At 45.4% G+C, this 23319-nt stretch carries 27 protein-coding genes; 14 read left to right on the top strand and 13 right to left on the bottom strand.

Annotated features, from left to right (window positions below; all coding sequences use genetic code 11):
- Positions 1-7: 7 nt before the first annotated feature.
- Positions 8-490 (bottom strand): divergent PAP2 family protein, encoded by a 483-nt coding sequence (locus ABE28_RS21540; RefSeq protein ID WP_064464345.1) that lies wholly within the window; start codon positions 488-490, stop codon positions 8-10.
- 280 nt (positions 491-770) lie between these two features.
- Here ABE28_RS21540 and ABE28_RS21535 point away from each other — a divergent pair, with 280 nt between their 5' ends.
- Positions 771-2270, top strand: a complete 1500-nt coding sequence (locus tag ABE28_RS21535; RefSeq protein WP_064464343.1) for a leucyl aminopeptidase — start codon at positions 771-773, stop codon at positions 2268-2270.
- Positions 2271-2323: 53 nt separating this feature from the next.
- Here the strand turns inward: ABE28_RS21535 and ABE28_RS21530 are convergent, their stop codons facing one another.
- Entirely contained in the window at positions 2324-2689 is a 366-nt protein-coding gene (locus tag ABE28_RS21530; RefSeq protein ID WP_064464341.1) for a YuzC family spore coat inner layer protein, read from the bottom strand.
- Between the two features lie 256 nt (positions 2690-2945).
- Between ABE28_RS21530 and ABE28_RS21525 the strand changes: the two genes are divergently transcribed.
- The 6 genes from ABE28_RS21525 to ABE28_RS21500 all read left to right on the top strand — a co-directional run bounded on the left by ABE28_RS21525 (position 2946) and on the right by ABE28_RS21500 (position 7802).
- Positions 2946-3695, top strand: a complete 750-nt coding sequence (locus ABE28_RS21525; RefSeq protein WP_064464339.1) for a GTP cyclohydrolase II — start codon at positions 2946-2948, stop codon at positions 3693-3695.
- Positions 3696-3709: 14 nt separating this feature from the next.
- Positions 3710-4810 (top strand): bifunctional diaminohydroxyphosphoribosylaminopyrimidine deaminase/5-amino-6-(5-phosphoribosylamino)uracil reductase RibD, encoded by a 1101-nt coding sequence (gene ribD, locus ABE28_RS21520; RefSeq protein WP_064464337.1) that lies wholly within the window; start codon positions 3710-3712, stop codon positions 4808-4810.
- A 17-nt stretch (positions 4811-4827) separates the two neighbouring features.
- Entirely contained in the window at positions 4828-5922 is a 1095-nt protein-coding gene (locus tag ABE28_RS21515; protein ID WP_064464335.1) for an FAD-dependent monooxygenase, read from the top strand.
- Positions 5923-5937: 15 nt separating this feature from the next.
- Positions 5938-6501: a 5' nucleotidase, NT5C type gene (locus tag ABE28_RS21510; protein WP_064464333.1), complete on the top strand. Its 564-nt coding sequence runs from the start codon at positions 5938-5940 to the stop codon at positions 6499-6501.
- Positions 6502-6644: 143 nt separating this feature from the next.
- Entirely contained in the window at positions 6645-7025 is a 381-nt protein-coding gene (locus tag ABE28_RS21505) for a hotdog fold thioesterase (protein WP_064464383.1), read from the top strand.
- 57 nt (positions 7026-7082) lie between these two features.
- Positions 7083-7802, top strand: coding sequence for an MOSC domain-containing protein (locus ABE28_RS21500; protein ID WP_064464331.1), 720 nt, complete (start codon positions 7083-7085; stop codon positions 7800-7802).
- 74 nt (positions 7803-7876) lie between these two features.
- Here the strand turns inward: ABE28_RS21500 and mnhG are convergent, their stop codons facing one another.
- Genes mnhG through ABE28_RS21465 form a run of 7 tightly spaced genes read right to left on the bottom strand, consistent with a single transcriptional unit; the run spans position 7877 to position 13605 of the window.
- A complete protein-coding gene (mnhG, locus tag ABE28_RS21495) occupies positions 7877-8215 on the bottom strand; it encodes a monovalent cation/H(+) antiporter subunit G (protein ID WP_064464329.1) in 339 nt (112 codons plus the stop codon).
- Positions 8199-8435, bottom strand: coding sequence for a Na(+)/H(+) antiporter subunit F1 (locus tag ABE28_RS21490; RefSeq protein WP_373921361.1), 237 nt, complete (start codon positions 8433-8435; stop codon positions 8199-8201). Before ABE28_RS21490 ends, mnhG begins: the two co-directional genes overlap by 17 nt.
- A 47-nt stretch (positions 8436-8482) precedes the next feature.
- On the bottom strand, positions 8483-8959 hold the full coding sequence (locus ABE28_RS21485; RefSeq protein WP_064464325.1) for a Na+/H+ antiporter subunit E: 477 nt from the start codon (positions 8957-8959) through the stop codon (positions 8483-8485).
- A 6-nt stretch (positions 8960-8965) separates the two neighbouring features.
- A complete protein-coding gene (locus ABE28_RS21480; RefSeq protein WP_064464323.1) occupies positions 8966-10447 on the bottom strand; it encodes a Na+/H+ antiporter subunit D in 1482 nt (493 codons plus the stop codon).
- Positions 10440-10781, bottom strand: a complete 342-nt coding sequence (locus ABE28_RS21475) for a Na(+)/H(+) antiporter subunit C (RefSeq protein WP_064464321.1) — start codon at positions 10779-10781, stop codon at positions 10440-10442. The genes ABE28_RS21480 and ABE28_RS21475 overlap by 8 nt, the downstream gene beginning before the upstream one ends.
- Positions 10781-11203, bottom strand: coding sequence for a Na(+)/H(+) antiporter subunit B (locus tag ABE28_RS21470; RefSeq protein WP_064464320.1), 423 nt, complete (start codon positions 11201-11203; stop codon positions 10781-10783). The genes ABE28_RS21475 and ABE28_RS21470 overlap by 1 nt, the downstream gene beginning before the upstream one ends.
- Positions 11200-13605, bottom strand: coding sequence for a Na+/H+ antiporter subunit A (locus ABE28_RS21465; RefSeq protein ID WP_064464318.1), 2406 nt, complete (start codon positions 13603-13605; stop codon positions 11200-11202). The genes ABE28_RS21470 and ABE28_RS21465 overlap by 4 nt, the downstream gene beginning before the upstream one ends.
- Before the next feature lie 316 nt (positions 13606-13921).
- On the opposite strand from ABE28_RS21465, the gene ABE28_RS21460 reads away from it, so the two are divergent.
- Positions 13922-14494 (top strand): YufK family protein, encoded by a 573-nt coding sequence (locus ABE28_RS21460; protein WP_257390657.1) that lies wholly within the window; start codon positions 13922-13924, stop codon positions 14492-14494.
- A 96-nt stretch (positions 14495-14590) separates the two neighbouring features.
- Here the strand turns inward: ABE28_RS21460 and ABE28_RS21455 are convergent, their stop codons facing one another.
- Complete coding sequence (locus ABE28_RS21455; RefSeq protein WP_064464316.1) at positions 14591-15412, bottom strand: hypothetical protein; 822 nt, start codon at positions 15410-15412, stop codon at positions 14591-14593.
- Positions 15413-15560: 148 nt separating this feature from the next.
- Positions 15561-17423: a transglycosylase domain-containing protein gene (locus tag ABE28_RS21450; RefSeq protein WP_064464314.1), complete on the bottom strand. Its 1863-nt coding sequence runs from the start codon at positions 17421-17423 to the stop codon at positions 15561-15563.
- Positions 17424-17702: 279 nt separating this feature from the next.
- On the opposite strand from ABE28_RS21450, the gene kapD reads away from it, so the two are divergent.
- Positions 17703-18326 (top strand): 3'-5' exonuclease KapD, encoded by a 624-nt coding sequence (gene kapD, locus ABE28_RS21445; RefSeq protein WP_064464312.1) that lies wholly within the window; start codon positions 17703-17705, stop codon positions 18324-18326.
- A gap of 40 nt (positions 18327-18366) precedes the next feature.
- Here the strand turns inward: kapD and ABE28_RS21440 are convergent, their stop codons facing one another.
- On the bottom strand, positions 18367-18753 hold the full coding sequence (locus tag ABE28_RS21440; RefSeq protein WP_064464310.1) for a kinase-associated lipoprotein KapB: 387 nt from the start codon (positions 18751-18753) through the stop codon (positions 18367-18369).
- Positions 18754-18930: 177 nt separating this feature from the next.
- On the opposite strand from ABE28_RS21440, the gene ABE28_RS21435 reads away from it, so the two are divergent.
- The 4 genes from ABE28_RS21435 to ABE28_RS21420 all read left to right on the top strand — a co-directional run bounded on the left by ABE28_RS21435 (position 18931) and on the right by ABE28_RS21420 (position 21441).
- The gene (locus ABE28_RS21435; RefSeq protein WP_064464308.1) at positions 18931-19521 is read left to right on the top strand and encodes a peptidylprolyl isomerase; all 591 of its coding nucleotides are present in this window, start codon (positions 18931-18933) and stop codon (positions 19519-19521) included.
- 460 nt (positions 19522-19981) lie between these two features.
- Positions 19982-20206 carry a hypothetical protein gene (locus ABE28_RS21430; RefSeq protein ID WP_064464307.1) on the top strand — a complete coding sequence of 75 codons (225 nt, stop codon included), beginning with the start codon at positions 19982-19984 and terminating at the stop codon, positions 20204-20206.
- Between the two features lie 101 nt (positions 20207-20307).
- Positions 20308-20784 carry a GNAT family N-acetyltransferase gene (locus tag ABE28_RS21425; protein ID WP_064464305.1) on the top strand — a complete coding sequence of 159 codons (477 nt, stop codon included), beginning with the start codon at positions 20308-20310 and terminating at the stop codon, positions 20782-20784.
- Between the two features lie 42 nt (positions 20785-20826).
- On the top strand, positions 20827-21441 hold the full coding sequence (locus ABE28_RS21420; RefSeq protein ID WP_064464303.1) for a PH domain-containing protein: 615 nt from the start codon (positions 20827-20829) through the stop codon (positions 21439-21441).
- A 46-nt stretch (positions 21442-21487) separates the two neighbouring features.
- Here ABE28_RS21420 and ABE28_RS21415 read toward each other — a convergent pair whose 3' ends face one another.
- Positions 21488-22345 (bottom strand): manganese catalase family protein, encoded by an 858-nt coding sequence (locus tag ABE28_RS21415; RefSeq protein ID WP_064464301.1) that lies wholly within the window; start codon positions 22343-22345, stop codon positions 21488-21490.
- Positions 22346-22490: 145 nt separating this feature from the next.
- Here ABE28_RS21415 and ABE28_RS21410 point away from each other — a divergent pair, with 145 nt between their 5' ends.
- Positions 22491-23246 carry a TraR/DksA C4-type zinc finger protein gene (locus tag ABE28_RS21410; RefSeq protein ID WP_064464299.1) on the top strand — a complete coding sequence of 252 codons (756 nt, stop codon included), beginning with the start codon at positions 22491-22493 and terminating at the stop codon, positions 23244-23246.
- Positions 23247-23319 lie beyond the last annotated feature (73 nt).

Genomic DNA, 23319 nt, shown 5'->3' with positions numbered 1-23319 from the left:
GTATCACCTACCCTTGGAAAATGAAAAAGTGAAGCACAAGTGCAATGAATACACCGGTCAAGGCTCCAAAAAATACCTCGATTGGCTTATGGCCCAACAGTTCCTTTAATTGTTGCTGTTTCTGCTTATCCGCTTTTTTTTGCCAATTTTTTGCTTGCTCGACAAATGTATTGAAATCGGTAACGAGCCGATTCAAGACGGCGGCCTGCTCCCCTGCCTGCCTTCTAACACCTGTAGCATCGAACATCGTGATGATGGCAAAGATCGCAGCAACCGCGAACACGGGTGAATCCATGCCGGTTTCAATCCCTACTGCAACGGTAAGGGCTGATACGGCAGCAGAATGGGAGCTCGGCATACCGCCCGTCGAGTTAAGGAGGGCCCAGTTCACTTTGCGAAAAGCGATGAAATGAATGGGCACCTTGATGAATTGAGCAAAGAAAATGGCAATCAATGCTGCGATTAAAGGGAAGTTGAGAAATAATTCCAAAAGTATCCGCCTTCTTTCTAATTATGAGTAACGTGGGAAACCATATATAAGTAAGAAATCCTGCTTTGCATAAGCGAACGTATCCGGCGCTTATTAATTAGTTCCATCAAATCCTGTCGATTACCTGCTGGATAAGGATAAAATATGATCTTTCTTATACTATTACTCCAAAGTAACCGTTTTTAAACAATATCCTTTATAATATTATTGTTGAATGCCTTTATCGAAAACTTTAGAAGATTTCGATATAATGAAAGTAATCGAATGGAGGAGATAGCAAATGTTCACAGTAAAAGATGCGTTGAATATAGATATGATCGATGAATGCCTGATTCTGGGTGTGTTTGACAGACCGATTAAATTCACGGGCATTGGGAAGGAAGCGGATGAGCAATTAGGCGGCCAGCTCACGGAGTTAGTGAAAGCTGGTGAAATCTCTTCCAAGAAGAAAACGGTTGCCAAAATACATACATTAGGAAAGCTGGGCGTAAAGAGATTGGTATTTGTGGGCTTGGGGAAGGAAAAAGAGCTTACGTTTGAAACGCTCCGTGAAGCATTGGGGAAAGCACGTAAAACGATTTCGGAATCCAAGCTCACTACACTGTCGGTCGCCTTGGATACATTCACGACGGAAAACCTGGACGCCCTGGATGCTGCGCATGCATTCTCAGAGGCTTTCGAATTGGCTTCCTACCAATTTGCCGGATACAAGCAAAAATCGAACCAGGTCGAAAAAAGTATCGAAGCGATTACCGTTTATAGTGATGCGGATAAAGATGAGGTGGGGGCAGCCCTTCATGTAGGCCGGATTTTCGGAAGGGCGACGAACTCGGCAAGGACATTGGTCAACACCCCTGGGAATTTGCTGACGTCCACGGATTTGGCGGCTTATTCATCCGCTTTGGGTGAACGCTATGGCTTTGAAGTCGAGATCCTCGAGAAGGAAGATATGCTCAAATTGGGAATGGGCGCACTCCTTGCCGTCAATCAAGGTTCAGTCGAACCACCGAAAATGATCGTCCTGAAGTATCAAGGGAAGGATGAGTGGAAAGATGTTATCGGCTTGGTCGGTAAGGGCATCACCTTCGATACTGGCGGGTATTCATTGAAAACGAAGGCGGGGATCGTTGGAATGAAGACCGATATGGGCGGTGCTGCAGCCGTATTGGGGGCAATGGAAATTATCGGCGAATTAGGACCGGACCAAAATGTGGTGGCGGTCATTCCTTCCACTGATAATATGATCAGCGGCGAGGCCTTTAAGCCGGATGATGTAATCACTGCCATGAGCGGGAAAACGATCGAGGTATTGAATACCGATGCTGAAGGACGGCTCGTTTTGGCAGACGCGATGACGTATGCTAAACATCATGGTGCAGACTACCTGATTGATGTAGCGACGTTAACGGGCGGTGTCATAACGGCATTGGGGATGGATATGACGGGTTCAATGACCAATGACGTCGAATTTTATGAGCAGGTCCAAAAAGCCTCGGAGGAGGCCGGCGAGCCGATGTGGCGGCTGCCGATCACTGAAAAAGACAAGGAACGGGTACGCAACAGTAAAATAGCCGATTTGAACAATTCACCTGGCGGGGCCGGACATGCGATCATGGGCGGCGCTTTCATCGGTGAATTTGCCGAAGGGACTCCATGGGTCCATCTGGATATTGCCGGGACATCGACAACCTCCAGCAGCTCTGCATTATGCACCGCAGGAGCGACGGGTGTCATGGCTCGGACGCTTGCCCTATTGGTCGAAACCTTCGAAGCGAAATGAACAAAAACCGAAGCCGAGCATAGGCTTCGGTTTTTTCAAAATGGCATCAGCCGTCATATATCCTTCCATTTCAGACTGACGATGATATGGCAATTATCATCCCCTGTTTTCGGATGGAAATCAAAACGGATTCCATCTGGGTTATACATGATATCAGGTTCGTTTTTAAGACCGATCTTCCGGATCATTTCCGTCACGAGGCTTTTTTCCGATGCTTGCGCAGCGGTCATCAACCCGTTTGCGAAAGGCTTGGATGTCGCTAAAGTGTTCATGACTTTTTGCACATCGACCAATAAGGTCTGCGAGACCAACGCCGATTTGACCAACAAATCGGGATTGGTCGCAGAAAAGGGGCGCATGCTTCCAGCCAGCTCGTTGAACGGATGATGAACAAAGGGGAAATAAGGGTGATCTTCCAAAAAGATTCCTTCCTTTCCGTAAGTCTGTATTTAGACCTGTTTTCTTTTTATACGTTAAACTATGTAAGAACGTCTTGCGATATGATAGCCACTCGGCGGCAACCTTTTTCTGAAAAACCATTCTTATCAATTTTAGCGTAAAGACACACTATTATTTGTAAACTGCTTCATTGACAGGTATAGTGGATAGTAATATACTTACTTACCTAAAGTAAGGAGTATGCACACTATAAATTAAAAAATAGGTGATGTTATCATGAAAATAACCGAGCAAACAAAAAGCATTTTAATAGATAAAATGAGTATCCTGAAAACCCCCGGGAAAGCAGATATATGCTTAGTGGGGCCCGTTAACCTTCCTGTGGAACAAGGAGATTTCTCCGCCGTTTTCCAATGGTATACATGGCTTGAGCTGGATGGCACGGATAATGACAAGGAAGCGGTGCTTGAATCGCTTCCGGAGGCCAACCTGGCTTTTGGACAACAGTCCTCCGTATTGGTATATGGCGATTTTAAAGAGTCCAAGGATGCGCTCGTCCGGATGCATAGCATCTGTCATACGGGTGATATTTTTGGCAGTAAGCGATGCGATTGCGGCTATCAGCTTCACCAATCGATGAAGATGATTGCCGAGCATGGCTGCGGCGCCCTTTTTTACCTGGCTGATCATGAAGGCAGGGGAATCGGCTTATTCTCCAAATCGCTTGCTTATTTGCTTCAGCAGGAAGGCTATGACACGGTCGAGGCGAACCAAGCGTTAGGTTTTGCTGACGATACAAGATCGTACGAAGGGGCGACCCGTGTGTTGCGGGAATTGCGCGAGCACCCGGTGACATTAATTACGAATAACCCGAAAAAGCTGGATGCCTTGATGAAGCATGGACTTGCGGCAAAGGATCATATCCCTCTTTGGGGCGGTCTCACCGAAGATAATAGCTTCTATTTGGATACCAAGGTCAAGAAGTCCGGACATATTCCCTTGAATAAGCCAACTTTGATCGTATAAGGAGTGCTAACGGTATGATTGATGATCAATATTACATGAAGCTGGCATTGGATTTAGCGGCCAGTGCTAAAGGAAAGACGAATCCGAATCCAGTGGTGGGGGCAGTCATCGTCAAGGACGGTGTGATTGCCGGTACAGGAATCCATCGTAAGGCGGGGGAACCGCATGCTGAAGTGCATGCGTTCAAAATGGCCGGTGAGTATGCAGAGGGTGCAACCCTTTACGTGACGCTTGAGCCGTGTTCACATTATGGAAAAACCCCTCCTTGTGCGAATTTAGTAAAGGAATCCGGCGTTCGTCGGGTAGTGGTGGCTACACAAGATCCGAATCCGGAAGTTGCAGGAAGAGGGATCGCGATCCTGAAGGATGCAGGCATTGAAGTGGAAGTTGGCGTCATGGAAAAAGAAGCGCAAAGTCTGAATGAACGCTTTATCCACAATATGACGAAGAATCGTCCTTTTGTCATCTCCAAGTTCGCGATGACGCTTGATGGGAAACTCGCCACGCATACAGGACATTCAAAATGGATAACTGGTGAAGAATCCCGTCATTCCGTACATGTGCTGCGTAATGAGGTCGATGCCATCCTTGTCGGCATCGGTACTGTACTGGCCGATGATCCATCACTAACGACCAGACTTCCCGAAGGCGGAGGCAAAAATCCGGTCCGGATCATTTTAGACAGTGAACTGCGTATTCCCTTGGATGCCAATGTTGTTGAAACGTCGAAAGCCAAAACGATAATCGTGACGCAGGAACATGCTCCTGGGGATAAAATGGCCGTCTTAAGCGAAAAAGGGGTGGAATTCATTTTTGTTCAAAAAAATGATGACGGTCTCGATTTGAGCGCATTGATGAAGGAATTGTATAACAAGGGAATTACGGATGTCCTGCTAGAGGGCGGAGGGGAAGTCAATGCCTCCTTCCTAAGGGCAGGGCTGATCGACAAATTCTTGATTTATGTAGCTCCTAAACTATTGGGCGGGCGAAACTCGCTGACGCCGTTTACTGGAGTTAATGTGGATACGATGGATGAAGCGCTGGATGTAGCCTTCTCAGGCGTGGACACGTTTGGAGAGGATATCCGCATCACGGCTTATCCGAAATTAAAATAGACATCAGGTGAATGAGGATGTTGGTTAAAACAGATGTATGCATAGTCGGTTCTGGGCCAGGAGGAGCGTTATTGGCCTACCTCTTGGCCAAACGTGACATATCGGTCGTCCTGCTTGAGAGGCATTCTGATGTGTCAAGGGAATTCAGGGGAGAGTTCCTGAACGAGGAAGGCGAGGACATCCTAAAAAAGCACGGTTTATTCGAGCGTGTGGAAAAGCTTGGCTTGCTAAGGATGGACCAAGTCGAATATTGGCATGGAGGCCGATTATTGAAACGGATTTTACCTGAAATTCCTGTCGATCATGTTGGTATACATGTTCCGCAAAATCATTTGCTTACAGCTATCTTGGATGAAGCAAAAAAGCTGGACTGCTTTCAATTGATGCTCAACAGCAGGGTTACGGACCTGATCCAGAATGAAACAGGCCGGTTTACGGGAGTTCATGTCAGAAAAGGCGGAGAGAGCATCATTGTCGAGAGTCCTTTGATCATCGGGGCGGACGGTCGATTTTCCACGGTCCGGAAAAAAGCGGGGATACGAGCTGTGATCAAAAATCATGGTTATGATTTATTATGGGCAAAAATCCCGGCTCCAAAAGGATGGCAGCCGTCAATCAAGATGGCACTTGTCAATGACTCCCAAGTTGCCCTCTTCACTCAGTCAGGAGGGGCCATCCAAATTGGCTGGAATATAGAGCACGGCTCCTTTTCCCATTTGCGAAAACAGCCATTTGAGCCATTCATAGAAAATTTGCTGCAGGCCTTTCCTGAATTGGTTAACAGTGCGCATGAAAATATTCGCTCCTGGAATGATTTCATAGTATTGGATGTTCACAGCAGCTATTGCGAAACGTGGACCAAGGATGGAATTGCTTTGATGGGCGACGCTGCCCATACGATGACACCAACAGGCGCGTTCGGGCTGAACTGCGCCATGAAAGATGCCGATTTATTAGCCGATCTTATCCGGGAATGCATCCTGTATGAGGATACTGAATTCCTTGGTTTAAAAGCCGCAGAGCCGGAAAGAAAGGCCGAAATTGAAAGATTGCAAGCCATTCAAGTGGACAAGGAGCTATCCTTCGCATCACAGTTTGCCGCTTATGTTTGAATAGGAGTGAATGATATGAGATTTGGGTTCGATATTGATGATACCCTGATTAATTTGAGGGAATTTGCGTTCCACCTTTATAATGAAAAGCTGAATGAAAACGTGGAGCTATCGGTATTCAAAGCGTTAAAGACGATAGAAATCCATGAAGCATTCGGGCTTGATAAGGAGGCGGGCGGCAAGATGTGGAATAGTCTTGCTGAGGAAGTGTATTATTCATCATGTCCCGCTTTCGACGGTGCAGTGGAAACGCTCCAGGAGCTTGAAAAAAACGGTCATGAGATTTATTACATCACTGCCAGAAAGGCCGAGCATGGTGAACGGACGAAAAACTGGATGATCGAGAACGGCTTTCCGGTTAAGGACGATCATTTTTTCTGCGGCATGAAGGATCATGAAAAGATCCATACGATCAATAGACTGGAGCTGGATTATTATTTCGATGATAAACCGGCTGTCCTGGAAACTTTATTGGATATTCCCACGAAAGTTTACGCAATCGATAATTCCTATAACAGGGAGTTGGATATTCCGAGACTTGCAAGCTGGTTTGAATTGAAGGAACTGATCTCAGAATGAATGGATGGAGATGACTCGATGGACTCGGGTCATCCTTTTTTATTTTCAGTATTATGAATCGTGATTCATTTATTGTGCTTTAAATGATATCATTTATTTGAAGGAAAACGAAAAGAATCGGGGGGATTGGATTGGAAATCAATATGGATAACTCGTTGATCGGGACACTTGGAATCGAAATGAAAGAATACGGTGATGGGAAAATCATAGCCACGATGCCGGTGGATGAAAGAACGAGGCAGCCTTATGGTCTATTGCACGGAGGAGCATCGGTTGCGCTTGCGGAAACCGTTGCAAGCGCTGGGGGAATGCAACTTGTCGATCAGAAGAAACAGGCTGTGGTCGGACTTGAAATCAATGCGAATCATGTCAGGGGAGTGCGCTCTGGTTTCGTTACTGCGGAAGGGACTATCATCCACCGCGGCAGGACAACGATGGTATGGGACGTGAAGATCCGGGATGAGGAGGATCAGCTTATCTGCATTTCTCGCTGTACGTTAGCCATCATTGACTTGCAAAAGTAGCGGAAGAAAGGATTCCAAAACGGGCTTGGCAGTAAATGTTTGCAAAGGAGTTTTTTTATGCTTGTTGGCTCTATACAGGAAATCACCCGACATCCGGTTAAATCATTCACGGGTGAACAGGTAAAGAAGACGAAGGTGATGGATTATGGGTTATATGGCGATCGCAGTCATGCCTTTAAGGACAAGGATGGGAAATTCATAACGATAACCCAGGTTCCGGATATGGTCCGATATCAAGCTTCCTTTTCCGGTGCGGAAACCTTGAACGCATACCCTGAATTGAAAGTGAAGGCACCGAATGGAAAAGTGCTGAACTGGGGCGGGGCTGCCTTTCAGGAGGAAATGGATTTGTTGCTGGATCGGGAGGCAGAAGCCGTTGTGTATCCTCCCGCGCATATTCCGTTCGGGGCGATTGAAGAAGAGCATATATTGCTTGTGAGTGATGCCTCAATAGGTGAATTGACGAAGCTTTGGGGAAGCGAAATGGATGGCAGGAGGTTCAGGCATAATTTAGTCCTGTCTTTAGTGAACAAAACGCCCTTTCTGGAAGAAACCTGGTTCGGTAAGCGGATCATCATTGGCAATGGCGTCGAACTGGAAATCAAAAGGCATTGCGAACGCTGCATGATCATAACGGTCGACCCAAGCGATTCCCATAAAGATCCTTCCTTGTTGAAAACGGTCGTCAAGCAAAGGAATAATCACTTTGGCGTATATGCGTCCGTCCTGCGAACAGGTGAGATCCGTTTGGGCGATCAAGTATTCTTAACGGATTGATCTTGCGTTTCACTTATAAAAATGAGAAGGGCTGCACCTGTAACCAGGGCAGCCTTTTTTCCTTGATAAGGATATCACCGTCTCTTCTTCAAATCATCCTGGACACTTTGATCCCACATCTTCACTCCTGAATGGTAAGCGGAGCGGTTGATCAAATGTCCAGCGACGGGACTGGTCATGAAGATGAAAATGATGGCAAGCACGATCCGGAAATCGAAATGGCCGTGCTGATGAAAAAAGAATAACAACGTGCCAATCAGGATGAACAGTATCCCAAGCGTCGAGCTTTTCGAAACAGCGTGATTCCTTGTATAGACATCAGGCAAGCGGATGATGCCGAAAGCGGACACTAAAAAGAGAAACACACCCATCAAAAGGAATAGGGCGGATAGGATTTCAACGATTGCGATCATCTTCAATGATCTCTCCTTTCTCAAGGAATTTCGCAAAAGCGACCGTTCCGATGAAGGATAAGATTCCGAGCAGCAGAATCGCTTCCAGATATGCGCCAGTATCCATGACAATCGAGGCAAGCGCCACGAATGCAATCAGATTGATTCCGATTGCATCAAGTGCGACGACTCGATCCGGTACGGATGGCCCCTTGATCAATCGATAGAGGAACCCAACCATGGATAGGGATGCACCGAGCAAGGCTATTTTCAGGGCTAAATCGAACATTATTTGCTCACCTCCATGATGGCCTTTTCAAACGTATGTTTAATGCTGTCCACTGCTTCGGCTTTGTCGGCAATATCCATCGCATGGATATAGAGAATCCGATTATCTGCCGATACTTCAACCACTAGCGTCCCTGGTGTCAAGGTAATTAAATTCGAGAGGACCGTTATTTCCCAATCCTTCGTCAGCATGGTTTCAAAGGCGAATATGCCAGGCTGCATATCCAGCTTCGGCTTTAAAACGACCTTGAGGACGCTGATGTTGGAAGAAATGAGTTCCCTTGCGAATATGAGCAGCAGGCGGATGACGGCAATCACCCGACTTAGGTAGAAGCGGTCATTGAAAAAATGCCTGAAGACGAACATGATGCAAAGCCCCAGTACATATCCGATGATGAAGGTGCTCCCATCAAACTCATTTTTTAAAAAAATCCAAGTAACCGCAAGGACCGCATTTAGTAAAATTTGGAATGACATCAGGCACTACTCCTTTAAAACCGCTTTGATATAAATATCCGGATTCAATAATGTTTCGACAGCTTGAGAAATGAATGGATACATGAATTCCGTTCCGACTCCATATAAGACGGAAATGGCAACAAGGAATGCGGCCGGGAAAAGCATCTTATTAACCGGAACGGCACCCTCCCGATAATCAGCTTTAGGTGTTCCCCAGAAGCCATAGATGAAGATTTTCATCACGGAATACAGAACCATCAAGCTTGATAGCAGGACCATGGCCATTCCAAGATAGTCGCCTGCTTTACCGGCCCCTTGGAGAATCAGAAGCTTGCCGGCAAAGCCGCTGAATGGCGGGATCCCGGCCAAGGATATCGCCGCTATGAAGAAGGTCCAGGCGAGGGCGGGATACTGCTTGATCATGCCCCCCATTTGCCTTATATCAGTCGAGCCGCTAATTTTGATCATGATGCCGATCAGCAGGAAGAGTGCAGCCTTGATCAGCATGTCATGGATGATATATAAAATCGAGCCCGATAATGCCGGCTCATTCATCACGGAGATGCCAAAAATGATAACACCGACAGCGATGATGATGTTGTATATGATGATTTTTTTTACATCCCAATAGGCAATCGCCCCGATGACGCCGATGAGGATGGTCAGGATGGCAAGCCACGCCAGGAAGGTATGGGTGAAATCCTGGTCATGATAAAACATGAGTGTATAGGTGCGGAAAATCGAGTATATTCCGACCTTTGTCAGCAAAGCGCCGAATAGTGCCATCACGGGAATCGGCGGAGCATAATAAGATCCAGGCAGCCATTGGAAGAGCGGGAAAATCGCTCCCTTCAAACCGAATACGATCAAGAAGCCGATGGCTATCACCGAAAGGATTGCAGGCTGGTTGACCTCTTCTATCCTTTGGCTGATCTGTGCCATATTCAATGTGCCCAGCACTGAATAGAGATACGCGACCATGATGACGAAAAAGGATGAGGAGAGCACGTTGACGATGATATACTTCAACGATTCCCTGAGCTGGATTTTCGTCCCGCCCAGTACCAGCAACACATACGAAGCCATCAGCATCACTTCGAAAAAGACAAAAAGATTGAAAAGGTCACCCGTAAGGAAGGCACCATTCACGCCAATCAATAAAAATTGAAAAACGGGATAATAATAGTGCCTTTCCCGTTCTGCACCTATCGTGCGGAACGAGTAAAGCAATATGGCCATCCCGATGATATTCGTCGTCAGGACCAGCAGTGCGGCAAGCATGTCGGCGACAATCACGATCCCGAAAGGTGCCTCCCAGCTGCCGACACCTAAAGTCAAGATCCCCTGGGAATGAACCGAGAATACTAAATACATGGATATTACGATTCCAATAAGGGAGGAAAAAAGTGATATCCACCGTTGGAGCGTGATTTTTTTTGCCAGGAAAATGAGGAGGATGCCTGTGAAAAGCGGCCATAAAACAGGCAGGAAGGTTAGGTTACTCATTCGTTTCCGTACCTCTCAATTCTTCCATATCATCCGTTCCGAGCTCCTGGTAGGAGCGGTAAGCCAGTACCAGCAAAAAAGATGTCACACCGAAACTGATGACGATTGCCGTCAAGATGAGTGCTTGCGGAAGCGGATCTGCATAAGATGCAGCTTTGTCACTAAGCAATGGGACGGAGCCGCCTTTTAAACCGCCCATCGTCAAAATCAACAGGTGGGCGCCGTGACTGAGCAGCCCAGTACCGATTATGATTCGTATCATGCTTTTTGAAAGCATTAAATAAGTCGCGCACATGAATAAAATTCCTATGACAATGGCCATTAATAGTTCCATTATTCACTCTCCCCTATCGTTTGAATAATGGTCATCGTGACACCAACAACCACAAGATAAACACCGAGATCAAAAAGCACGGCCGTATGAAGCGAGATGTGCCCAAGAAGGGGCACGTCGATATAACGGTAGGCATGGGTCATGAGCGGTACGCCGAACAGCAGCCCGCCTGCAACTGTCAGGCTTGATATGAGCAAGCCTGCACCAATCATGAACTTATAATCAATGGGCAGGATCGCGGTGACGGTCTTTAAATCGAAGGCGAGCAGCAGCAGCACAATGGCAGCTGAAGTCATCAAGCCTCCGACAAACCCGCCGCCTGGCGAATAATGCCCGCCCAGGAAGATGGCCACCGCAAAAAGCAGGATGACGAAGGCGGCGACCTTCGTAACCGTTTGAAGAATCAGGTCGTTTTGCTTCATGATGGATCTTTCCCCCTTGTCAGCCGCAATTTGATCATGGCGAAAATACCAAGCGCGGCAATGGAAAGGACAGTGATTTCAAACATCGTATCAAGCCCGCGGAAGTCGACGAGAATGACGTTTACGACGTTTTTCCCGCCTGCCTCCTTATAAGCGTTTTCAAGGTAGTAGCTTGATATGCTATCAAATAGTTTATTGCTATGAGCAGATAAGGCGATCAACGTCACGATGACGCCTACACCAATGGATACCAGGGCGTTATTCAACCTGAATGACATCCGTTCTTCCTTTCTGCTGGCCAATAATGGCAGGTGGAAGAAGCAAAGCAAAAACAGCGATACGGAAATCGTTTCGATGACTAGCTGGGTCAATGCTAAATCCGGAGCACGCAGTAAGACGAAAAACAAGGAAATCGCATAACCGACCGCGCCCAAAATGATGATGGAAGTTAAACGTGACTTGGCAAACAAAATCGCAATCGCTGCAGCCACGATGATGCCAGCTACGATTAGCTCGTAAAAGCCGATCGGGGCAAAATGTTTTGTATCCAATGTAAAGGCATCCTTCCAATAAATCGTAAAGCCCAATGAAAGAATGAAAAATAGGAATATGGATAGCAAATATGTCCGTAATGAACCTGTCATTAGCCTTTTCATTAAGGAGGCTGACGATCGTTCAAGCCCCCTCAATCCGTTATCATAAAGCACATTCAAGGACAAGCGTTCTGGCAGACTTTGCAGCGACTTTTGCCATTTTGGGAGTGATAGGTATAACACGAACCCAACTGCGATGATGCCGATCGTCATAAATAATTCAGGTGTGAGCCCATGCCAGAAGGCAATATGGATATGGAAATCATCGGCTGCCAGGCTCGGCTGTATGCCAGTTACGGCAGGTTCGATGATCGTTGCTGAAAGCAGGTTCGGGAAAATGCCAAAAACGATGACCAGCAAGGCAAGGATGATGGGAGAAACCAACATCCCGATCGGTGCCTCGTGCGGCTTCCTATCCAATAGGTTTGCCTGAAATTTGCCTGTAAACGGCTTAAGCACGACGATCATGCTATAAATAAATGTGAACACACTCGCAACCCAGGCAATAACAGGGAACAGCACTCCCCATGTATCCATATTGAAGATATTCAGCTCCAATACATTCACCATGCTGGCCAAGAACATTTCCTTACTTAAGAAGCCATTGAATGGCGGAAGGCCTGCCATCGAAAAGGCGCCGATGACGGCGATGGTGAAGGTGATCGGCATCACCTGCATCAATCCGCCAAGCTTTTTGATGTCACGGGTCCCGGTTTCATGGTCAATGATGCCTGCAACCATGAAAAGGCTGCCCTTGAAGGTGGCGTGATTAATCAAGTGGAATACAGCTGCAACCGTGGCTGCCACGTATAGATTTTCCCCGATCGAATCATAATGGAGTGCTGCCGCGCCCAGCCCCAGCAACGACATGATCAATCCGAGCTGACTGATGGTGGAAAAGGCGAGAATCGCTTTTAAATCGGTCTGCTTGATTGCCGAGAACGAGCCCCATAACAAGGTGATCAACCCGGTAATCGAAACGAGCCAGAGCCATAATCCCGATTCTGCAAATACAGGGCTTAATCGGGCCACTAAATATATTCCTGCCTTGACCATCGTTGCCGAATGAAGATAGGCACTGACGGGTGTCGGGGCTTCCATCGCATCAGGAAGCCAGATATGGAATGGAAACTGTGCCGACTTCGTGAATGCACCAAGCAGGACGAGCAATAGTGCAGGAGTGAAGAGCGTGTGATCCATCAGCTGTCCACTTTGTGCGATCAATTCACGTATGCTGAAGGTGTTGCCCATGATGGAAAGGAGAATGATCCCTCCAAGCAGGCTTAGACCCCCAAGCACGGTAATGAGCAGGGATTTCTGTGCCCCGTAGCGTGAACGCTCCCTTTCATTCCAATATCCAATCAATAAAAACGAGGAGAGACTGGTGAACTCCCAAAATGAATAAAGAACAATCAGATTATCCGAAAGGACCACACCGAGCATCGCTCCCATGAAGAGCAAAAGGAAGACGTAAAACTGATTCAGCCTTTCCTTCTCCTTTGATAAATAGAAAACGGAGTAGAGAACGACGAGTGAACCTATGCCGGTAATGAGCAAGGCGAACAGAAGCCCTAGTCCATCAACATAGAAATCGACATGGATACCGAGAGATGGAATCCAGTCAGCTCTTTCCGTTATGACATCACCCTGTTTGGTCAAGGGGATGAACCTCAAAAAATAAGTGAAAAGGAGAATGGGTAATATGAGTACAAACCATCCTGTATGAATTTGCCGAAATTGTTTGTATAAGGTCGGTACAATAAGAGCTAATAAAAACGGTGCCAATACCGCCATATGAAGCAAAGACATAAACGCCCCCCTTTTTTTCGAAGTCATTCGTCTTATTATGCTTTTATTTACGCAATACTAGACGCGAAGCAGTCTTCGTTAATGATGCATTTTTTAAAATAATTACGTGTCCCGATTAAAAGTATAACGCAATTATTAGGGGTTTGCATGGCTTTAGGAACAAGGAGGGTCCACTAAAATGAAGATTTATATATAGGTAGAAAAGGAGCCTTCCCGCTCTGAAAAAAAATTATTTCAAACGATTATTTGAGGGGAGTCCGGATAGTATCCATTGTGAAATCGTGGTTTATCTTGCATAATATAGGATAAAAGAAGCATGGATGGAGAAAACATGAAAAACACCTATTTACTAAGCTATTTTCCTATCATATCAATCCTATTGTTCAGCCTCTCCTTTGCCATTTATGGGGAGATGCAAATACTCAAGTTGTTCGGAAATTTGGGAATCTACCAAGGAATGCTGGAGTTTTTTTCTGAAACAGGCATAAAGCTGGCATTGCTGATCGTGTTGCTTCTCCTCTTTTTCATGATTTTTGCCGCATTGAAGTTGATTTCCGACACTGTAATGGAGCTATCCTTATTATTCTTTTCCAAGGATGCGGAAGGAAAAGCTTTGACCAGTGTAAGAAGGGCGTCGGTCATATATGTCATTGGCGCTGCGTGTTCCTTGTTCAGTGTCCAATTCATCATTGGGCTGGGAGTGATCTTCATCGCAACCAATATCGTGGCCTTGATTTATTTCGTCAATAAATTGAGCCCGACCCTGAATTTGTCGAGGTTGGTCGGGCTGGTTTTCTTTCCGATCTTCGTTTGGACCGCCTTGATTTCCATCGTCGCCTTTGCCGGATTGAAGCTTTACAACAGCGTTGTTGCAAGCCTGCCCATCTAACAAAAAAAGGTGCCAATGAAGGCACCTTCTTTTTTGGGGAAAGGTTCTGAAGTCGGAAATGGTAATACGATCCCTGGACCGCTGCACTCCACCTAGCTATTCCGTTAAACATTCTTCCTCAGGCTTCATATCCACTTGTTTCCAATTTTCATCATTTATTTTGCGGAATTGGGCTATTTCCATGTCGGTTCCGTTTGTAAGTGTAATGAATATAAAATAATAATCGGCGCCATCGTTACCGTGAAAGAAAATATGTTTTACATAACCCTTTTGTATCGTGGGATATCTTTTGTTGAGCAGCTTGCACCAATTTCCATATTTCACATCGACAATGGATTCCCCATCCTGATCCCAGCCATGGTATGGCGCACAGAGGAAATCCTCCGTAAGCTGCTGCACATCTGAAATCCGATAACCAGTTTGTTCGTGTACAAGCTGGATAAATCCGTAAGCATAGCCAAAATACTCGGTGGTTTTGCCTTTAAATGCTTCAATCGTTTCAATCTCATAAAAAAACTTTATGCCCGTAGATTCATCTGGCACTCTGCATAGCTTGATCAAACTTGTATGTCCTATCCCGGAAAAGGAATGTAGGTATTTTTGATAACTTAATTTTTTTTGATAGTTATTTGATAAGAAATTGAAGGCAATCGGAAAGGGAATGTGTCCATTCCCAATGGTTCCGCAGCTTCGCCCAGCAATATTTTCGGCTTCACGCAAAAGGCTGAAATAGTTGAGAAGGGTATCTTCAGGGGTTTTCGTCAATTTAGCAGGCAACTGGATTTGATCGTAAGTTTTTTCGTAATAAGGTTCATAGAATTTCCAATCTGACAATCGCAAATTCAAAGCTGGCAAACAAGATGGACGAAAATATCTTTGATGATAAGAAGAATCATCCATTTGATTTTGCAATACCACATTCATCACCCCAATTTAGCTTATGGGAGATCGAAGGATACGTGAATCGGCTTTCATTCTCTTATAAGCAGAGGGCAGCTAAAAAGCCAAACCCGTGGTACAGATGGATTTGGCTTTTGGTAGGTCGTTATTATACCTGGATGCATCTTTATTGCTCGGCAGTTTGGCTGATGTCTTTCCATATCAACATATGCGGCGAGCGTGCATACATGGCTTGGAGGTTGGCTGGCCTGTCCTTGCCTATCCAGACGCCTGTCGTGTAGTTTGCGGTCTGGCCGACAAACCACATATCTTTTACATCATTGGTCGTACCGGTTTTGCCACCGATATATGCCGTAGGAAAGTAGGCTTTGCGGCCCGTACCGGTCACCGTTACCTCATGTAGGAGCTTCCTCATTTTGCTGACGGTGTTTTCGCTCCATACCTCCCTGGGCTTGTCCTTCCAGCTATAAAGGATTTTACCGTCTTGGTCGGTGACTTTCATGATCGCCCGCGCTGGCTGGTAGTGTCCGTCCTCGAAGGAGGTGTAGGCATTCGTCAATTCGAGCGGACTCATGCCATATTCGAAGCCGCCTATTGCCGAACTGATGTGGTGATCCTTCATGGTGATCCTTTTGAAATCGAAGGCATCGAGATACGAAAAGCTCTTCTTTATGCCCGTCTTTTCAAAAAGTCGGATGGCGGGTGTGTTATAGGATTGAGCGAAAGCGGTCCTTAACGTGACCATTCCGTAGCTGTCACCACTATAATTCCTAGGGCAATAGCTATTGCTGCAATAGCTCGCTCCGCTTACAAGCTGATTGATGTCAGCTCCGGTTTCCTCAATATAGGGAGCGTAGTCAAGCAGCGGCTTGATGGCTGATCCCGGCTGCCTATAACTTTGGTATGCCCGATTGAAAGAATTTTTTTTATAATCTTTTCCCCCAATCAAAGAGACAAGCTCGTGCGTATGATGCTGTATAACCACTATCGCTCCCTCGATATCATTGCCACCGATATTCGCTTGCAGGGCAGTCTTGGACTGGGTTTGCAGTTTTGTATCGAGTGCGGTATGAATGGTTACACCGGAGTGTAGGAGCTTTTCTACCTTTTTACCCAGCTCGGCTTCCGCCTGCTGACGCACAGCTTCATCAGAACTTTGCAGAGGTTTCGAAAGACCCTCTGACGATGCCACCAGATTTTTCAATTCCTGATGAACATACGTCACATAATCGGGATACAACTCGACCGTGGTGGACAAGTTCAATCTGATCGTACTTTTGATAAGCCGATCATACTCGTCCCGTTCCAATTCACCCTCGGCGACCATTTGTTTCAGTAGCCTCTCTTGCCGATTTTTCGTTGCATCAAAGTGTTCAAGCGGATTATAGTGTACCGGATTATTAGGGATGGCTGCCAGGAAGGCAAGCTCGGCCTTGGATAAAGCCTGAGTCGGTTTACTGAAGTATAATTGGGAAGCAGCTTCGATCCCGTAGGCTCCATTACTGAAATAGATGGCATTCAAATAGAGCTCCATGATTTCAGGTTTGGATTTTTTACGCTCTAATTGATAGGCATAAAGGAGCTCACTAAGCTTCCGGTTATATGTCCGATCGTGGTTAAGGTAAACATTCCGGGCCAGTTGCTGGGTGATGGTGCTGCCTCCTTGTTCTATTGCATCATGTTGGGAATTGATAAGAAGCGCCCTGCTTATGCCGGACAAGTCCACACCGCCATGTTCATAGAATTTTTGATCTTCGGAAACGATGAATAAATTTTCCAGGAATAGAGGGATATCTTCAAGTTTTAGGTAAGTCCTTTTTCCACCATCGGAGAGCTCGCTGATCACTTTTCCATTTGCAGCCGTCATGTAACTTGTCTGAGCCAGTTCGATCGAATCGATGGGAATTCGCTCATCGAGCACACGATAAGGAGATTCGGCAGATGACCATTCTTGATAGGAAAGAAAGATGAATAAGGTCAAAACAGGAACTAACAAGAAAATCGTGATATAACCAAGATACGTGCGCATAGTTCAACTTCCTAACTAATATATTTTTAGTATGCCCTTGGGACAATATAAGGAGTGGGCTGGTACTTTTGGTCCATTCATCCATCATAATCCAATTAAGGAAGACAATAAAGAGTTTTGGGTAAATTAGGGTTGCTGCCTGATTCGGAATCGAGTGATGAAGGGCAAGCATAATCCAATGAAGAACTATCTAAAAATTCTGTTATAATACTCTCATGAGAAAAGAAAGACAATATATGTGTATAAGTAAATGTCAGGAATAAGAAGGGGGTCATAAAAATGGACGAGCAACAGCAATATGTATTCATCGATTTTGAATTTACGATGCCGGAGGGGAAAGCGAATCCAGTGGGCTTTTATCCGGAAATCATTGAGGTCGGTTTAGTCTCCGTCATGAATGAGACGATTCAGGAGCAATTTTCTTCTTTTGTTAACCCATTGACATTTCCAGCCCTAACGGGAAGGTGCAAGAAATTCTTGAATATAACACAAGACCAGGTTGACCGGGGGATTTCATTTGAAGAGCTGGTGTCTTTATTGAGGAAGATAGATGAGCAGCATCCAACGACGATTGTGACTTGGGGAAATATGGACATGAAGGTGCTCCGCCAGAACTGTCAGAAATCCGGGTTAAAATTCCCTTTTTCAGGAAAGCAGACAGATCTTTGCTTGGAGTACAAACGCTTTTTCGGGGATCAAAACCAAACCGGACTTTGGAAGGCTGTACAGGCCTATGGTAAAGAGGGGACAGGCAAGCATCATAGGGCGCTTGATGATGCAATCACGACATATAATATCTTCAAGCTGGTAGAGAAGGATAAGAGCTATATGCAAAATCATGAACCGACCACGATTGGCGATCGCATTGATTTATCAAAGGTATTGAATCATTTAGCGTTATAAAAGCCAAATCATCTACTACTGATTTGGCTTTTATCATGCTTTATTTGAAATAATCGGCCGTAAGATCTTCGAGGAGCTCCAAGCTTTTTTCATTCCACTCCGTATCGGCTTCGCTTAAGGTTCGTTTCATTTTCCCGACAGCTTCGCTTAAAGATTCCTTATACTCTGGAATATCCCCATCAAAGATCCTGACCATATTTTTAGGAACGTTGGTTTGCTCCCGGAATGCAAGGGCACGACGTTGATGGAACATGGACACTTCCGTTTGCTTCGGGTTATGAAGATCTCCCTGCATGGGATGCTTCATGACTGCCAACACTTTAACAAGATATGCCGCAGGCCTGATATCGGTGACTTCCCCGATGTATTTTCCTGTTTTATATATCGCGGTAACCTTATCGCCGATTTTAAAATCCTGTTCTGACATTTCCCTACCACCTTTCTTTAACTTCCTTCATGATACATAAGAACACCGATTTTTCACAGCGAATTTGCTCAATTTTGCAAAGATGCTTTTTTTCCGAAAATCGTGTAAAGTGTACAAATGAAGAGGGAAAATGGAGTTGCACGCCATTTTATAAAAAAAAGAAAGAGGGTATATATAATGACAAACTTTCCGCAATTAACAAGTGAAGTATTGGAAAATGAAAAAGCGGTCATCATGCAAACGACGCTTGGCGATATTAAAATCAAGCTATTCCCAGAGCTTGCTCCAAAGACAGTGGAAAATTTCTTGACACACGCTGAAAACGGTTACTACGAAGGAATCATCTTCCACCGTGTCATCAAGGATTTCATGCTCCAAGGCGGAGATCCAACAGGAACCGGAATGGGTGGGGAAAGCATTTGGGGAACGACATTCGAGGACGAATTCTCGATGCAATTATTCAATTTGCGGGGAGCGCTCTCCATGGCAAATGCCGGACCTGGAACGAACGGCAGCCAATTCTTCGTCGTACAAGCACAGCATGTGGACAGCAGGATGGGCGGGCAAATGAAGCAAGCCGGGTATCCTGAGGAAATCATCAGCGCTTACTTGGAACAAGGCGGCACTCCGTGGCTTGACCATAAGCACTCCGTTTTCGGACAAGTCATCGAAGGCATGGACGTCGTTGATGCGATTGCTGACGTGGAAACCGTTGCGGGAGACAAGCCAGCCGTGGATGTAGTGATTAAAGGAATCACCATTTTATAATGAAAAGTGAGGGGCCAAGTGTCTCTCGCTTTTTTATGTGCAAGGAGGGGCCTGAAGTTATTTAATGCAAGGCCGGAGCCATGAACGCAGTCCATGGTGATGCGGAATCCGAAAATAATAGAAAAATTCGCCCTGAATAGCGGATACTTCGACCTAGACCCCGCTTAATCCGCCCTAGGCTCTGTTTATTCGCCCTGACTCCGAATAATTCGTCCCAACCTCCCATGAATTCGACCTGAATCGCGATAATTCGTCCTAACTCCCGCTTAATCCGTCCTAGGCTCTGTTTATTCGACCTAAACCCCGCTTAATCCGACCTAGGCTCCGTTTATTCGACCTAACTCCCGCTTAATCGGTCCTACTCTCCGTTTTAGCCGATTTCACCCACTAGTGGATTGTTCTGGAAATTGATATAATGAGAACGAAGCAGTTCATATCTCTATCAAGGAGGAAGTATCGGATGGATTTTCTCGATCATGCTTTACTAGGTTTGTTTCTTTATTTTCCGGAAGACAAGTCTGAGTATATCCCGGCTGGCATCACTTGTTTCATCTTTTTGGTTGCTGCCGTTTTTACGATGAGGGCCATTATCAGATATTCAAAAAAAGAAGAGATGAAGACGAAGCAATTCGAGGATGAAGTGACGAAGAGGAACCAGCGTTTTAAAGATGACAGGCTCACTTGAACTAGGATAAAATTAGAATGAATAATAAAAAGTTCCCTTATCAGCATAAGCAATTTATACTATAAATCATAGAGATAGAAATTTTGGGGGCGTAAGTTGTTATGCAAATCGTAGCGAAAAGAATGATTGCGGCAGATGCGGTCAAGCGTTTTTTCATTCACCACTGGGAGACGAGCCAAGTCGTTTTCTCAAGGGGCTTATTTCATTATGCGGAACTTGAGGGTTTTGGGGTGATGGATGAGGCTGATGAAATCTCGGGATTGGGCACGTATAAGGTATCCGATCAAGTCTGCCAGATCATCTCTTTGAATAGTGTGCATGAGAATCAAGGTGTGGGCTCATCGTTGCTTTATGTGATGGAGAATATAGCTAAGGAGAAAAATTGCCATACCATTAAAGCGATTACGACGAACGATAATTTACAGGCCTTGAAGTTTTTTCAAAAGCGTGGGTATGCCATTTCGGAAATCGTCCCAAATGCAGTGGAACGATCAAGGGAAATCAAGCCTGAAATTCCTTTTTACAGCAGTGATGGCATTCCGATACGGGATGAAATCATACTCGAGAAAAACATTTAAAAGGGTGGATTCACCTGGAATTCAGATGGGGGGAATGGAGAAATGTTCAAGAAAATAGCGGCTGATGCACTTGGCCTTAGTGATATTGGAAGCGTGATAAGTCCTGCTGATTATGACAAGGTGGATGCAGACGATTATATCATGCACGAGGACGGGGAAAAGATTTATTTCCTGATCAAATCAAAAACCGATGAGTATTGTTTCACGAATCAAGCTTTCATCCATTTGGATGGGACAAGCGCAATAAGCAAAAAGCGCACACTTATGAGATATAGCTATAGTCAGAATAATATTTCCAACGTGACCCTTGAAACGGCTGGCACCGTCGATTTGGATGCGGAAATTAAATTTTCGATAGGTGCAAGGACCTTTTCCATCGATGTCCATAAAAAATTCATTGAAGAATTGAAAGACTTGTTCAAATCACTCGTGAAAATCTCGGAGATTTGCCACGAGAATGAATATGCCCTGCAATTTGCTCAGCAAAGCGTAAATCTGGCTTCTTCCACTTTGAACCAAGTTCGCACGGAAGGTAGTCAAATGGCGGCAAGCTTCAAGGAAATCAACACGGCCGCCTTTGAATGGCTGATGGACAGCCGGAAAAAATACCATATTAAAGATTTTGGCTATGTTTTTGAAAAATATATCAATAATTAAAAGAAGGAAGGCGAGCACAGAATCATGTGTTGGCCTTCCTTTTTCCTTAATTGTTCAAATCACTCAAACCAGGGCTATGCTCGTTTGGCATATCTGGCATATCAGGAACAGGATAGCCATTTGGAGGCTCTGTCACGGAAAGCTGTCCGCCATTACGGCTCGGTGTTTCACCTTGGAAAACTTCACTGATCCGAGTTTGGTCGAGCCTGAAGTTGAATTGGGCATTATGATAGCCCAAATCCACATATTTGCGGCATTCAGGATATTTATTCAAATCATAATTCGGTACAGGAAAGATCTTCCCCCAACTTACTCCGAGTGTTTCCAATGCCTTGGCGAAAGCGTTTTGGTGGGCATTGTCGCGCACCATCAAGAAGGCGATTGTTTCGCGTAACGATTTATTGGAGCTCATTTCATAGATTCTCGACTTTTGCAGAACACCGGTCGATTCAAGAACGACATTATTCAGAAGGTTCGCAACGAGATTTCCATGATCGTAAACATATGAGCCAGTCCAAGGATTCCCCCCGGCATCAACAGGGAGGGACGCCTTTGCCCCCATGATGAAATGATGCGGGTTAGCTCCTCCCTTGATGACATCATCCAATGGGGCGCCATCGACACCGGAGTTTCCGGGCATGTTGCCGCCTGCATCATTCAGCAACTGGTTGATCGTCGATTGGACAAGTTCAACATGGCTCAATTCCTCCAAGAATACACCACGGATCAAATCCCGGTATTGTTTTGCTTTGCCGCGAAAGTTGGCGCTTTGGAATGAATATTGCATCATCGTCCGCATTTCGCCGAATTGTCCCCCCAGCGCTTCTTGAAGGACTTTGGCCGCACTTGGATCAGGCTTATCAGGAACGATCATATTGATTAAATCTTCTTTATAGAAATACAATGAAAGGCCTCCTTGACGTGTATATGAATTTCTCGGTTAGTTTTTGTTAGTTGCTTTATATTATTCAAAAGGTAAAAAATACCTTTATGGAATAGCGTCAAGAGAGAAATACTAGAGGAAGATCAATCTTGAAAGGATGTTGCACATGCTTTCCAATCAGCAGCTAAAAGGCTTTCAACAGCAATTGCAGCAAACGAAGCAGGAGCTGAAAGAGCGACTACATGATTCGGGCGACTTTGATTTAAGAAGAAGCATGCACGATTCGACTGGCGAGTTATCGAGTTATGATAATCACCCTGGCGATCAAGGCACCGAGTTGTATGAACGTGAAAAGGATTTGGCGCTTTCGGAGCATTATCGCGATGAAATAAGTGATATCGATCGGGCCCTTACTGCCATCAAGGCTGGGGATTATGGTAAATGCGAGGTTTGTTCGAGGGATATTCCCCTTGAACGCTTGAATGCCATCCCCACTACAACATTTTGTGTCGAGCATACTCCCTCAAGGGAAACCTCGGACAACCGTCCGATCGAGGAAGAAGTGCTGGGGCCATCATTCGGTAAATTCGATAACGAAGAACGAAAAGAATCGGTCGCATTCGATGCCGAGGATTCATGGCAGGAGGTCGCATCCTTTGGAACATCTGAAACGCCTTCCGATTTTGCTTATCCGCCAAACGATTACGAAGACATGTATATCGATTCAGAAGAGAACATCGGGTATGTGGAGGATTATGAAAATTTCGTAGGTGTCGATATATATGGGAAGGAAATAACGGTATACCCGAATTCCCAGTATGAAGAATTGAAGGAAGAGCTCTTTGAAGAAAATATCCAGACCTCCTTTGGGGATTTGCCACGTTATGAGCATGATCCTTATGTGGAGGAAGATAAGAATTAAAAAGAAGGGCTTGACCCAAAAGTCGTAAGATGACTTTTAGGACAAGCCCTTTTTAATGGATTCATGCACAATA

The sequence above is a fragment of the Peribacillus muralis genome (assembly GCF_001645685.2).
Taxonomy (GTDB): Bacteria; Bacillota; Bacilli; order Bacillales; family DSM-1321; genus Peribacillus; species Peribacillus muralis_A.
The sequence above is the reverse complement of the archived record's forward strand: the minus strand, read 5'-3'. Positions and strand labels throughout refer to the sequence as shown.